Source organism: Pseudogulbenkiania sp. NH8B (assembly GCF_000283535.1).
GTDB classification, from domain to species: Bacteria; Pseudomonadota; Gammaproteobacteria; order Burkholderiales; family Chromobacteriaceae; genus Pseudogulbenkiania; species Pseudogulbenkiania ferrooxidans.
Map to the genome: position 1 here is coordinate 819,183 of NC_016002.1, position 12,941 is coordinate 832,123.

At 62.7% G+C, this 12,941-nt stretch carries 13 protein-coding genes; 9 read left to right on the forward strand and 4 right to left on the reverse strand.

Annotated features, from left to right (window positions below):
- Positions 1–21: 21 nt before the first annotated feature.
- The 5 genes from aroE (at position 22) to NH8B_RS03930 (ending at position 4,752) form a co-directional block, all read left to right on the forward strand.
- Positions 22–843: a shikimate dehydrogenase gene (gene aroE, locus NH8B_RS03910; protein WP_008953275.1), complete on the forward strand. Its 822-nt coding sequence runs from the start codon at positions 22–24 to the stop codon at positions 841–843.
- The gene (mtgA, locus tag NH8B_RS03915; protein WP_014086103.1) at positions 843–1,526 is read left to right on the forward strand and encodes a monofunctional biosynthetic peptidoglycan transglycosylase; all 684 of its coding nucleotides are present in this window, start codon (positions 843–845) and stop codon (positions 1,524–1,526) included. The genes aroE and mtgA overlap by 1 nt, the downstream gene beginning before the upstream one ends.
- Before the next feature lie 214 nt (positions 1,527–1,740).
- Positions 1,741–3,183: a magnesium transporter gene (gene mgtE, locus NH8B_RS03920; protein ID WP_014086104.1), complete on the forward strand. Its 1,443-nt coding sequence runs from the start codon at positions 1,741–1,743 to the stop codon at positions 3,181–3,183.
- 7 nt (positions 3,184–3,190) lie between these two features.
- On the forward strand, positions 3,191–4,003 hold the full coding sequence (gene prmC, locus NH8B_RS03925) for a peptide chain release factor N(5)-glutamine methyltransferase (RefSeq protein ID WP_014086105.1): 813 nt from the start codon (positions 3,191–3,193) through the stop codon (positions 4,001–4,003).
- Positions 4,003–4,752, forward strand: coding sequence for a phosphatase PAP2 family protein (locus NH8B_RS03930; protein ID WP_014086106.1), 750 nt, complete (start codon positions 4,003–4,005; stop codon positions 4,750–4,752). Before prmC ends, NH8B_RS03930 begins: the two co-directional genes overlap by 1 nt.
- A 27-nt stretch (positions 4,753–4,779) precedes the next feature.
- Here NH8B_RS03930 and NH8B_RS03935 read toward each other — a convergent pair whose 3' ends face one another.
- Positions 4,780–5,259 carry an FKBP-type peptidyl-prolyl cis-trans isomerase gene (locus NH8B_RS03935; RefSeq protein WP_008953270.1) on the reverse strand — a complete coding sequence of 160 codons (480 nt, stop codon included), beginning with the start codon at positions 5,257–5,259 and terminating at the stop codon, positions 4,780–4,782.
- 143 nt (positions 5,260–5,402) lie between these two features.
- Between NH8B_RS03935 and NH8B_RS03940 the strand changes: the two genes are divergently transcribed.
- Together NH8B_RS03940 and NH8B_RS21175 are read left to right on the forward strand one after the other, a co-directional pair.
- On the forward strand, positions 5,403–6,536 hold the full coding sequence (locus tag NH8B_RS03940) for a ribosomal protein uL16 3-hydroxylase (protein ID WP_014086107.1): 1,134 nt from the start codon (positions 5,403–5,405) through the stop codon (positions 6,534–6,536).
- Positions 6,537–6,608: 72 nt separating this feature from the next.
- Positions 6,609–6,989, forward strand: a complete 381-nt coding sequence (locus NH8B_RS21175) for a hypothetical protein (protein WP_014086108.1) — start codon at positions 6,609–6,611, stop codon at positions 6,987–6,989.
- A gap of 110 nt (positions 6,990–7,099) precedes the next feature.
- Here NH8B_RS21175 and bamC read toward each other — a convergent pair whose 3' ends face one another.
- On the reverse strand, positions 7,100–8,236 hold the full coding sequence (gene bamC, locus NH8B_RS03945; protein ID WP_014086109.1) for an outer membrane protein assembly factor BamC: 1,137 nt from the start codon (positions 8,234–8,236) through the stop codon (positions 7,100–7,102).
- A gap of 24 nt (positions 8,237–8,260) precedes the next feature.
- Complete coding sequence (gene dapA, locus NH8B_RS03950; protein ID WP_008953267.1) at positions 8,261–9,136, reverse strand: 4-hydroxy-tetrahydrodipicolinate synthase; 876 nt, start codon at positions 9,134–9,136, stop codon at positions 8,261–8,263.
- 171 nt (positions 9,137–9,307) lie between these two features.
- On the opposite strand from dapA, the gene NH8B_RS03955 reads away from it, so the two are divergent.
- Positions 9,308–10,936 (forward strand): ABC-F family ATPase, encoded by a 1,629-nt coding sequence (locus tag NH8B_RS03955; protein WP_008953266.1) that lies wholly within the window; start codon positions 9,308–9,310, stop codon positions 10,934–10,936.
- Between the two features lie 205 nt (positions 10,937–11,141).
- The gene (locus NH8B_RS03960) at positions 11,142–11,882 is read left to right on the forward strand and encodes a beta-ketoacyl-ACP reductase (protein ID WP_008953265.1); all 741 of its coding nucleotides are present in this window, start codon (positions 11,142–11,144) and stop codon (positions 11,880–11,882) included.
- 77 nt (positions 11,883–11,959) lie between these two features.
- Here NH8B_RS03960 and cysB read toward each other — a convergent pair whose 3' ends face one another.
- Complete coding sequence (cysB, locus tag NH8B_RS03965; protein ID WP_014086110.1) at positions 11,960–12,901, reverse strand: HTH-type transcriptional regulator CysB; 942 nt, start codon at positions 12,899–12,901, stop codon at positions 11,960–11,962.
- Positions 12,902–12,941: the final 40 nt, after the last annotated feature.

Genomic DNA, 12,941 nt, shown 5'->3' on the forward strand with positions numbered 1-12,941 from the left:
CAATATCGAGAAAGCAGAATCATGACCGACCGTTACGCCGTCATCGGCAACCCCATCTCCCACAGTCAGTCTCCGTTCATCCATACGGAGTTCGCCCGCGCCTGCCAGCTCGACATCCAGTACGAGAAGCTGTTCGCCGAACTCGACAAGTTCGAGCAGGTCGTCGCCGAGTTCGTCGCGGCGGGCGGCAAGGGCATGAACGTCACCCTGCCGTTCAAGGGCAACGCCTATCGCATGGCAACCGAACTGACCGCGCGCGCGCGCGCCGCCGAGGCGGTGAACACCCTGACCTTCCGCGACGGCAAGGTCTACGGCGACAACACCGACGGCGTCGGCCTGGTGCGCGACATCGTGGAAAACCTCGACTTCCCGATCGCCGGTCAGCGCGTGCTGATCCTGGGCGCGGGTGGCGCGGTGCGCGGTGTGCTGGCGCCGATCCTGGAGCAGAAGCCGGCCGCGCTGACCATCGCCAACCGCACCCTGATCAAGGCCGAGGCGCTGGCGCACCAGTTTGCCGCCTGGGGCGAGATCAACGCCACCGGCTATGAAGGACTGGAAGGCAAGACCTTCGATCTGGTGATCAATGCCACCTCGACCAGCCTCAGCAACGAGCTGCCGCCGGTCCCGTACGGCGTGTTCACCGCCCGCACCCTGGCCTACGACATGGTTTACAGCAAGGGCCTGACGCCGTTCCTGAAGCGCGCCCAGTCGGAAAACGCCGGCATGCTGGCCGACGGCCTGGGCATGCTGGTCGAGCAGGCCGCCGAATCGTTCTCGATCTGGCACGGCGTGCAGCCGGAAACCCGCAAGGTCACCAACATGCTGCGAGACGTGCTGGCCTAATGCGTCTCCTGCTCAAGATCGGGGCGGCCCTGGTGGCCGCCCTTGTGCTGTATAACCTGTGGATTTTCGGGCACGTGCTGTACTGGCGCACCAACAACCCGTCCGCCAGCGCCTTCATGAACGAGCAGCTGGCGCGGCTGCAGGAAGAGAACCCGGACGCCGAACTGCACCACAAGTGGGTGCCGTATCAGCGCATTTCGGCCAACCTCAAGCGCGCCATCATCGCCGCCGAGGACGCCAAGTTCGTCGACCACGAGGGCTTCGACTGGGACGGCATCGAGAGTGCCTTCGAGAAGAACATGAAACGGGGCAAGATTGTCGCCGGCGGCTCGACCATCAGCCAGCAGCTGGCCAAGAACCTGTTCCTGTCCGGACACAAGACCCCCTGGCGCAAGCTGGAAGAAGCCGTCATCACGGTGATGCTGGAAGCGGTGATGGACAAGCGGCGCATCTTCGAGATCTACCTCAACGTGATCGAATGGGGTAACGGGGTGTTCGGCGCCGAGGCGGCTTCCCGCTACTACTACCGCACCGGAGCCAGCAACCTGTCCGCGTCGCAAGCCGCCAGGTTGGCGGCCATGGTGCCGAATCCGCGCTATTACGACGAGCACCGCGGAGCGCGCGGCCTGGCGCGCAAGGCGCATATCATCCAACGCCGCCTTTCCTACGCCGAATTGCCCTGATCCGGCGTGTTTTCCCCGGGTTTCCGGCTGGAACCCGGGGCCTTCACGTGCTAGAATCCCGCCTTTCTTTTCGTTTGGCCGTGCCGCGCACGGCATTAACGCATGGACTTACCCAGTTATCCTGTAACGAAATCCCGTTACTCTATTATCGAATAATCCCCGCCTTCAGGACCGCAGTGCGCGTGCACTTCCGCTGAGGCGGAAGGAGGCGTGCATGACGGTTGTCGAAAAGAAACAACCCACTGATCGTCTGCAGGAAAACCTGAGCCAGGTGCAGCGCCTGATCGAGCGCCACCGGCTGGTCGAAGACTTGGTCCATCGCCAGGAGATGGAAAAGCACGACCTGGTCGAGAACCTGGTTCACAAGCAGAACCTGGTCGAACTGCAGCACAAGCTGAGCCAGCTCCACCCCGCCGACGTCGCCCACATTCTGGAGGCGCTGCCGCTCGAAGACCGTTTGCTGGTATGGGATCTGGTCAAGGCCGAGCAAGACGGCGAAATCCTGCTGGAAGTCTCCGACGCGGTGCGGGAAACCCTCATCGAGTCGATGGAGCAGCACGAGCTGGTGGCCGCCGCCGAGCAGCTCGACACCGACGAACTGGCCGATCTCGCCGCCGACCTGCCGCGCCAGGTGGTGTACGAGGTCATGGGCAGCCTCGACGAGCAGGAGCGCGCCCAGCTGCAGTCCGCGCTGTCCTACGACGAGGACCGGGTCGGCGCACTGATGGACTTCGAGCTGGTCAAGATCCGCGCCGACGTCAGCTGCGAGGTGGTGCTGCGTTATCTGCGCCGTTTTGACGAACTGCCGTCGCACACCGACAAGATCTTCGTGACCGACGAGGAGGGCGTTCTCAAGGGCGTGCTGCCGGTGCGCAAGCTGCTGGTCGCCGACCCGGACGCCCAGGTGCAGGAGGTGATGGCTACCGAGGTGGTAACCTTCCATCCCGAGGAAGAGGCCGCCGACGCCGCGCTGGCGTTCGAACGCTACGACCTGGTGACGGCGCCGGTGATCGACGACAAGGGCCTGCTGATCGGGCGCCTGACCGTGGATGAGATGGTCGACGTGATCCGCGAAGAGTCGGAAAGCGAAGTGCTCAACCTGGCCGGTCTGAAGGAAGAGGAAGACCTGTTCGCCCCGGTCATCGACTCGGTGAAGAACCGCTGGGCCTGGCTGGCGATCAACCTGTGCACCGCTTTCGTCGCCTCGCGCGTGATCGGCGCGTTCGAGGGGTCGATCCAGAAGATCGTCGCGCTGGCGGCGCTGATGCCGATCGTCGCCGGCATCGGCGGCAACTCCGGCAACCAGACCATCACCATGATCGTGCGCGCCTTGGCCATGGGGCAGTTGCAACCTGGCCAGGCGGCGCGGCTGTGGCGCAAGGAGCTGGGCGTCAGCGCCATGAACGGGCTGGTGTGGGGCAGCGTGTTGGGCCTGCTGGCCTGGGCCCTGTACGGCAACCTGGCGCTGGGCCTGGTGATGGTGGCGGCGACCACCCTCAACCTGATGCTGGCCGCGACCATGGGGGTGTACATCCCGCTGACCATGGAAAAATTCGGCAAGGACCCGGCGGTCGGCTCCAGCGTGATGATCACGGCCTGCACCGACTCCGGCGGGTTCTTCATCTTCCTCGGTCTGGCGACCCTGTTGCTGCTGTAAGCCCATCATGACCATCGACGAAGCCCTGCGCCGTTATCCCTTGCCGCGACTGGAGTCGCGTCTGTTGCTGATGCAGGTGACCGGCTTCACCCCGGCCAAGCTGGTCGGCTATCCAGAGCTGGAGCTGAGCCCGGTGCAGGAGGCGGCCTTTGCCGCGCTGGCCGAACGGCGTCTGAGCGGCGAGCCGATCGCCTACCTGCTGGGCGAGCGCGAATTCTACGGCCGCCTGTTCCAGGTCTCGCCGGCGGTGCTGATCCCGCGTCCCGAAACCGAGCACCTGGTCGAGGCGGCACTGGCCAGGGTTGGCCGAAGCCCGGCACAGGTGGTCGATCTGGGGTGCGGATCCGGTGCGATCGCGGTGACGCTGGCGCTGGAGGCACCGCACTGGCAGGTGAGCGCGGTGGACGTGTCCGACGCCGCGCTGGCGACCGCGCGTCAGAACGCGGCGCGGCTGACGGCACCGGTGACGTTCTTCCAGGGTAGCTGGTATGCTCCGCTGCCTCCGGCCGCGGTCTTCGACCTGATCGTGTCCAACCCGCCCTACATCGCCGCGGCAGATCACCATCTGGAGCAAGGCGACGTGCGCTTCGAACCGCGCTTGGCGTTGACCGACGAAAACGACGGGCTGAGCTGCCTGCGCGAAATCGCCCGCGGCGCTCCGGAGCGGCTGGTGCCGGGCGGCTGGCTGATGGTCGAGCACGGCTACGACCAGGGCGACGCCGTGCGTGCGCTGTTCCACGCCGTCGGTCTGGCCGAGGTCGAGACTCTGCCCGATCTGGCGGGGCTCGACCGGGTGACGCTGGGGCGCAGGGCAACCTGATGATGCAGCGGGCCTGCCGCCTGTGGCCGCTGCTGCTCGTGCTGCCGGCCGTCACGCTGGCGCTATGGCCCGACTGGAACCAGCACCTCTTCCTGTTTTTGCACCAATCGGCCCGCCGGCTGCCGGGGGCGTTCTGGCGTCTCGCCAGCGTTTTCGGCGACTGGAAAACCGTGATCGCGTTGTTGCTGCCGCTCGCCTGGCGCCAGCCTCAGCGCTTGCCGGCACTGATCGCGGGGTCGTTCTTGGCGATCCTCCTGGCGATCTTGCTCAAGGCTTTCTTCGCGGTGTCGCGCCCGCCGCTGGTTCTGCCGGCGGGAACGGTGCAGTTGCTGGATGCCTTGCCGCGCAACGGGTCCTTTCCTTCCGGTCATGCCATGGCGTCGGCGTTGCTGGCAACGGCCTGGAGCGCCGACCCGAAGGCGGGGCGCTGGAGTACGGCATTGCTGATCGTGGCTGCGGCGCTGGTCGGATGGTCGCGCCTTGCGATCGGGGTGCACTGGCCGCTCGATGTGCTGGCCGGGGCATTGCTGGGCTGGGGTGTGATGCGGCTGGCGCTGCACCATGCCTGGCCGCAAGGATGGCCGGCGAGGGTGACGGAACGGCTGCTGCTGGTGCTGAGCGGGCTATTGCTGCTGGTGATGGCGTTTGCGGCCGTGCGAGGTTGGCCGAAGCATCATGAGGAATACGAGGTGAGGCTGGCGATCGGAACCGGCGTCGCCCTGCTGGGCTTGCTCCGGTTCCGGCGCTGAAGCAGGCGGCACGAAGGCCGCCCGGGATCAGTGGTGGTGGCCGTGTTCGCCGTGGGCGTGGCCGTGGCTGACTTCGTCGGCGCTGGCGGCGCGGATTTCCACCACCTTGGCGACGAAGCGGATGGTCAGGCCGGCCAGCGGGTGATTGGCATCGACCACGGCCTTGCCGTCGGCGATGTCGGTGACACGGAACAGCAGAACATCGCCGGTTTCCGGATCGTCGGCCTCGAACATCATGCCCACTTCGACATCGGCCGGGAACACGTCCAGCGGTTCGACGCGGACCAGCTCTTCTTCCGGCGTGCCGAAGGCATCATCCGGTTCCATCTTTACGTCGATGGAGTCGCCGACCGCCTTGCCTTGCAGTGCCTCTTCCACCAGCGGGAAGATGCCGTCGTAGCCGCCGTGCAGATAGCTGATGGGCTCCTCGGTTTTGTCGAGGAGGGTATTGTCAGCGTCGAACATCTCATAGTGGAGGGTAACGACGGTATTTTTGGCGATTTGCATGAGAGTTGTCCGTGCAATAAATAGATAAATTCGACAGGCGCGGAACGCCTAGCGTTCCCTGCGCCTGCAGCAAACAGATGCTGGGCGGTACCGCCTGAAGCGTATTGTAAACCATTGCAGCACCCGCTAACCGAGAAACTGCCATGACTCCCCTGAGCCTCTTGGGCGGCATCACGCCCGAACAATTCCTGAAAGAATACTGGCACAAGAAGCCCCTGTTGATCCGTGGCGCGCTCAAGGAGGTCGGACCGCACGTCGATTTTGACTGGCTGGCCGAACTGGCCATGCAGGACGATGTCGAGTCGCGCCTGATCGAATTCAACCAGGGGTGCTGGAAGCTGGAGAGCGGTCCGTTCCGCCCCTCGCGCTTCAAGCGCCTGCCGGCCAGCGACTGGACCATCCTGGTGCAGAACGTGAATCACCACGTGCCACATATCGATGAACTGTTGTGGCGCTTCAACTTCATTCCGTACGCCCGTCTTGACGACCTGATGATCAGCTACGCCCCACCCGGCGGCACGGTCGGTCCCCATTTCGACTCTTACGACGTGTTCCTGCTGCAGGTCGGCGGCCAGAAACGCTGGCAGATTTCCGCCCAGAAGGATGAGACTTTCATCGAGGATGCCCCGATCAAGGTGCTGGAGCACTTCGAGGCGGAGCAGGAGTTCGTGCTGGAGCACGGCGACATGCTCTACCTGCCGCCGCGCTACGCCCATTACGGTGTCGCGCTGGAGCCGGGCATGACCTACTCCATCGGCTTCAGGGCGCCTTCGGTTCAGGAGCTGACCACCCAGTTCCTGGTATACCTGCAGGACCGGGCCTGCTTCGATGGCCGCTATGCCGATCCCGACCTCCAGTCGCAGACGACCGATCCCGCCGCCATCAGCGATGCCATGGTGACCCAGGTCGAGCGCATGCTGCAGCTCATCAAGTGGGATGGCAGCACGGTGGGCGATTTCCTCGGCCACTACCTGACCGAGCCCAAGCCGCACGTCTTTTACGATGCGCCAGACGAGCCGCTCGAATTCGACGAGTTTGCCGAACAGGCGGCCCGGGCCGGGGTGGTGCTCGACGCCAAGAGCCAGATACTGTTCCGTGGCGAAGCGCTGTACTGCAACGGCGAGCGCTTGGAGGTCGACGCAGCCGACGTGGCGGACTGGCAACGCTTCGCCAACGCCCGCAAGCTGGCAGGGCAGGCATTTTCGGATGCGATGACCGATGTTCTCTATGAGGGCTATTTGTCAGGGTTTTGGCATATCACCGACAGTGTTGCATGATTGCAACATGATATTGGTTGTTTTGCCTCAATGCTGGTTCGGAAGCGAATTGCTAGGTGGGGAAACCCTTGTTTGGAGCCGTTTGCTGCACTGCAAGAAAAAATTCATGGTGCTGTGACCGTTTTGCCGACCGTGCCCTCTGTACAGCCGTTTTTTTCATGCTACAATTTGCCCACTGAAAAATTTCAGTCGCTTCCGGTTAGCCAGGAGCGATTTTTGCTGAAAAATTGTTCTCATTACTTAAAGTCAAAGGTCTTAAAAATGAAACAGTCGCTCCTCGTTGCTGCCCTGCTCGCCGTTGCTCTGTCCGCTTGCGGCAAGAAAGAAGAAGCTCCGAAAGTAGAAGCCTCCGCTCCGGCCGTTGAAGCTTCCGCTCCGGCTGCTGCTCCGGAAGCTTCGGCTCCGGCTGCTGCTGAAGCCTCCGCTCCGGCTGCTGCTTCCGCTGCTCAGTAATCTGGTGCTGTTCAAAAAACCGACCCTAGGGTCGGTTTTTTTATGCCCGGTGCACTGCCGGGCATAAAAAAACCCGCGCGAAGCGGGTTTTTTTATGGTCAGGCGGGGGCTTACTGGAGCTCGGCCTGCAGCTTGCCAAGCGCCGTACGGGTCTGCGCCGGCGGTAGCGGTTTGCCAGCCTTGTCGGTGAGGGCAATCTGGGTCTTGCCCGGACTGTCTTCCTTCAGCTGTACCAGGAACTCCTCGTCTTTCGGTGCCGCCTCGTTCTTGTCGCCACTGCTCCAGAACGCGAGGCTCGACCAGAAGCCGCCGGATTTCTCGGTCTTGCCGCTCTCCGCCTCACCCTTAACCGGTTTGACGTAGTAGATGCCCTGGGCGCGGTTGCGATCCGATACTGCCAGGCCGATACGGTCCAGCGCCAAGCCGACACGACGCCAGGCGCGGTCGAAGCCGTCGCTGACCGTCAGTGTGCCGTTCACGATTTGGCTGTTCGGGGCTTCCGGGGTCTGGGTCTGCTTGATCGCTTCCTTCGCTCTTTCCTCGGTCTGGCCGAGGCGGATCATGAAGCGGCCAAGCAGTTCGGCTTCCAGTTGCGGATCGGCCGGACGCGGCTGCCACTTGGTTTCCGACTTGCCTTCGTCGACAAACACTTCGTACATGCCGCGATGCGAGAAGTACACCTCGGTCCCGGCGGCGGTCTTCTCGACGCGGATGCGGAACTTGTCGCGCTCGGCGGTGGAGTAGACGTTGCCCAGGCCCACGGTTTCCATGAACTTGCGGATCACGTCGTTCGGCAGTTTGGCGCGGTTTTCGGCCCAGTCGGTTTCCATGATGCCCAGTTGCGGGTCTTCGGTCTTGATCACGAAACCATTGTCTTGCCAGAACGCCTTCAGCACCGGCCAGAGCTCCTCCGGCTGCTTGTGCTCGGCGACCAGCCAACGTTGCGAGCCAGCCCGTTCCATGCGCACGTTGTCGACCTTGGTGACGGCGGCCGACTCCGTGCTGGCCGGGGCTTTGCTGCTGCCCTGGGCCTGGTTGAGCTCGTTCAGCGAGGCCACCCCCGAGCGCGGCAGCTCGTAGCGGTTCTGGATCTGCGGGGCGGTCAAATCAGGCGGAACCTCCAGCTTGTTGGTCTGGGTCGGTGCTTCCGACTTGTAGTCGAGCTTGTTCTGGAGCGGTTCGGAGGTACTGCAACCGGCCATCAGGCCGGTCAGCAGCAGAATCGCGGCAGGCGCGCTTCGTTTCATGCGTTCTCCCATTGAATGGGGGTTTTAGAGGACTTCCGCCTGCTGCATCGCGGCGCGGACGGCCGTGGTTGCAGCGTCGGTCAGCGGGGTCAGCGGCAGGCGCAGCCCGGCAGGGATCCGTCCCATCTGCTGCAGTGCCCACTTGGCCGGAATCGGGTTCGGTTCGACGAACAGCTGCTTGTGCAGTCCTTGCAGCTTGTCGTTGATGGCGCGCGCTCGGGCCGTATCGCCAGCGAGCGAGGCTTTGCACAGCTCGCTCATCAGCTTCGGCGCGACGTTGGCGGTAACGGAAATGACGCCGTGGCCGCCGCACAGCATGAAGGCCATGCCGGTGGGGTCGTCGCCCGAGTAGAGGGCGAAGCCTTGCGGCGCACGCAGCGCCAGGTCGCAAGCGCGGCCGATATCACCGGTGGCGTCCTTGATACCGACGATGTTGGGAATCTGGGCCAGGCGCAGCGCGGTGTCGTTGTTCATGTCGGCGACGGTGCGGCCGGGCACGTTGTACAAGATGACCGGGATGTCGACCGATTCGGCAATGGCGCGGAAGTGCTGGTACATGCCTTCCTGGGTCGGCTTGTTGTAGTACGGCACCACCGACAGGGTCATGTCGACGCCGACCTTGCGGGCGTGCTCTGCCAATTCGATCGCCTCGGCGGTCGAATTGGCACCCGTACCGGCAACGACCGCGACACGTTTGGCTGCATGCTTGACCACCGCCTCGACGACGGCAATGTGCTCCTCGACGCCGAGGGTTGCCGATTCGCCGGTCGTGCCGACCGCGACGATGCCGTCCGTGCCGTTGTCAATGTGGAAGTCGACGAGACGCTTGAGGGATTCGAAGTCGACCTGACCATCCTCGTGCATCGGGGTGACCAGCGCGACCAAGCTACCGGTAAGCATAGTTCAGCCTATTTATTAGGGTTTCGAGAGGCCTTCGATTGTAGCGGAATTCCCCTGCATGGCAAAAGGGCGTGCGCCCGATCGGTGCTGTGATCGCGGAAGGGCGGGTGGATGTGCTAGAATCCTTCGTTTTTCCGATACTTACGGCGATCTGGCTGAAGGATCTACAGCGTGATTAGTACACAGAACATTACCATGCAGTTTGGCGCGAAACCTCTGTTCGAGAAGGTTTCGGTCAAATTCGGTGAAGGCAACCGTTATGGCCTGATCGGCGCCAACGGTTCCGGCAAGTCCACCTTTATGAAAATCCTGGGCGGCGATCTCGAGCAAAGCTCCGGCGAAGTGGCCATCGAGAATGGCGTGCGCCTGGGCAAGCTGCGCCAGGATCAGTTTGGCTACGAAGACCAGCGTGTGCTCGACGTGGTGCTGATGGGGCACACCGAGATGTGGGCGGCGATGAGCGAGCGCGATGCCATCTACGCCAACCTCGAGGCGACCGAAGACGACTACATGCACGCGGCCGAACTGGAGGCGAAGTTCGCCGAGTACGGCGGCTATACTGCCGAGGCGCGTGCCGGCGAACTCCTGCTCGGTGTCGGCATCCCGCTGGAATTGCACAACGGCCCGATGAGTGAAGTGGCGCCGGGCTTTAAGCTGCGCGTGCTGCTGGCCCAGGCCCTGTTCTCGGACCCGGATGTGCTGCTGCTGGACGAACCGACCAACAACCTGGACATCAACACCATCCGCTGGCTGGAGCACGTGCTGAACGAGCGCAACTCCACCATGATCATCATTTCGCACGACCGCCACTTCCTGAACGAAGTGTGCACCCACATGGCCGATCTGGACTACAACACTATCCAGATTTATCCGGGCAACTACGACGACTACATGATCGCTTCGACGCAGGCGCGTGAACGTCAGCTGTCGAGCAACGCCAAGGCCAAGGAACGTATCCAGGAACTGCACGAATTCGCCGCGCGCTTCTCGGCCAACAAGTCCAAGGCACGCCAGGCGACCAGCCGCCTCAAGCAGGCCGACAAGCTGAAGGCGGAGATGGTGACGGTCAAGCCGTCGAGCCGTCAGAACCCGTTCATCCGTTTTGAAGTGGAAGACAAGAACAAGCTGCACCGCCAAGCCGTATCGATCGAGGGCTTGTCCAAGTCCTTCGACAAACCGCTGTTCAAGAATCTCGACCTGATCCTCGACGCCGGTGAGCGCTTGGCCATCATCGGCCCGAACGGTGCCGGTAAATCGACACTGATGAAACTGCTGGCGGGCGCGTACGACGCCAAGTTGGCTGAAGGTGTCGTGGCCGATGCCGGCCAGATCAAGTGGGCGGAGAAGGCGCAGGTAGGTTACTACGCGCAGGACCACGAGGCCGAGTTCGACAGCGACAAGACCCTGACGGAATGGATGCGCGAATGGGGTCAGGACGGTGACGACGAGCAGGTGATCCGCGGCACCCTGGGCCGATTGTTGTTCGGCGGCGACGACGTGACCAAGGCGGTGCGCGTACTGTCGGGCGGCGAAAAGGGCCGCATGCTGTATGGCAAGCTGATCCTGACCAAGCCGAACGTGATGCTGATGGACGAGCCGACCAACCATATGGACATGGAGTCGATCGAGTCGCTGAACATGGCGCTGGAGTCGTTCAAGGGCACCCTGATTTTCGTGTCGCACGACCGTCAGTTCGTCAGCTCGCTGGCGACCCAGATTCTGGAGTTGGACGGCAAGGGTGGCTACGAGCATTACACCGGCGATTACGAGTCCTACCTGAGCAGCAAGGGTCTGGAATAAAGGTAACCGTTTGTAAACAAAGCTTTGTCCCGTGAAGGGGATAGGCTATATTTTTCGTGATGCGGTGCACCATGTGCACTGCATCACGAGTTTTGCACCAGAACAACAATAAAAGCCTATGGCGACCCTGGGTTAAGGGTGATGGTGGAGCCGACGTCCTGCCCAAGTTCGGGTTGCTAGTCTCACGTGTTATGAAGGGAATGCTATGCGTTTGCGAGGGAAAGTATCGATCATCACCGGTGCGGCCAGCGGCATCGGCAAGGCTACCGCCGAGAAGTTCGTCAAGGAGGGCGCCATCGTGGCGGTATGCGACTTGAACATCGACGCGGTCAATGCGGTGGTGGACGAGTTGAAGGCCGCCGGTGGCGAGGCGGTGGGTTATCAGGTGAACGTCACCAATCGGGGCCAGATCGCCGATATGGTGGGGGACCTGAAGGCGCGCTACGGCCGTATCGATGTACTGGTGAACAATGCCGGCATCGTGATGGATGCGCAGCTGACGAAGATGACCGACGAGCAGTTCGACAAGGTCATCGACATCAATCTGAAGGGTGTCTACAACTGTGCCAAGGCCGTGGTCGACACCATGATCGAGCAGGGTGGCGGCGTGATTCTGAACGCGTCGTCGGTGGTGGGGGTGTACGGCAACTTCGGCCAGACCAACTACGCCGCGTCCAAGTTCGGCGTGATCGGCTTCGTCAAGACCTGGGCCAAGGAGCTCGGCAAGAAGGGCATTCGCGCCAACGCCGTGTGCCCGGGCTTCGTTGCCACGCCCATCCTGAAGTCCATGCCGGAAAAGGTGATCCAGGCGATGGAAGAGAAGGTGCCGATGCGGCGCATGGCCGAGCCGTCGGAAATCGCCAACGTCTACGCCTTCCTGGCGTCAGACGACGCCAGCTACATCAATGGCGCGGCGATCGAGGTGACGGGCGGCCTGACGCTCTGATCCGGTCTCTTACGGGGATCGTCCAAACGCCCCGCCAGCGCGATGCCGGCGGGGCGTTTTGTTTTTTGCAGTCTGGCCTAGTCGCTGTCGTGTTCGCTGGCGAGCAGCGCCGCGTCGATCTCGCGGCGGTGCAGGTGGGGGGCGAACAGTTCGATGAAGGTATAGGCGAAGCCGCGCAGATAGGCGTCGCGGCGGATGCCGATCTTGGTCACGGACGGTTCGAACAGATGGCTGGCATCGATGGCGGTCAGCGCCAAATCCCGCTCCGGTTCGTAGGCCATGCTGGCGATGATGCCGACCCCGAGGCCCAGCGAGACGTAGGTCTTGATCACGTCGGTGTCGATCGCGGTGAGCACCACGGTGGGGGTCAGGCCGGCGTCGGTGAACGCCTGGTTGATCTTGGAGCGGCCGGCAAAGGCGAAGTCGTAGGTAATGATAGGATGGCGGGCGATGTCGGCCAGGGTGAGGGGACGGTCCAGCTGGCTCAGTTCGTGGCCCTTGGGCACCACCACGCAACGGTTCCACTCGTAGCAGGGCAGCATCGCCAGCTCTTTGTAGAGCGAGATGCCTTCGGTGGCGATGGCGAGATCGGCTTCGCCGGAGAGTACCATGTCGCAGATCTGCGTCGGACTGCCTTGCTTGATCGACAGGCGTACCTTGGGGCAGCGCTTGAGAAATTCGGCGATGGTGTGGGGCAGAGCGTAGCGCGCCTGGGTATGGGTGGTGGCGATGGTCAGTGCGCCTTCCGATTCGCGCGAGAATTCGTCGCCGACACGCTTGAGGTTCTGGGCTTCGCGCAGGATGCGCTCGGCGATGCGCAGCACTTCCTTGCCGGGTTCGGACACCGATACCACGCGCTTGCCGTTGCGGATGAAGACCTGGATGCCAAGCTCGTCTTCCAGCAGGCGAATCTGCTTGGAGATACCGGGTTGCGAGGTGTGCAGTTTCTCGGCCGCTTCGGACACGTTCAGCCCCTGCTTGGCGACTTCGACCAGATAACGTAGCTGTTGCAGCTTCATGATGGACATCCGCGTTAAAACCAGAAGTAATTAAATACTA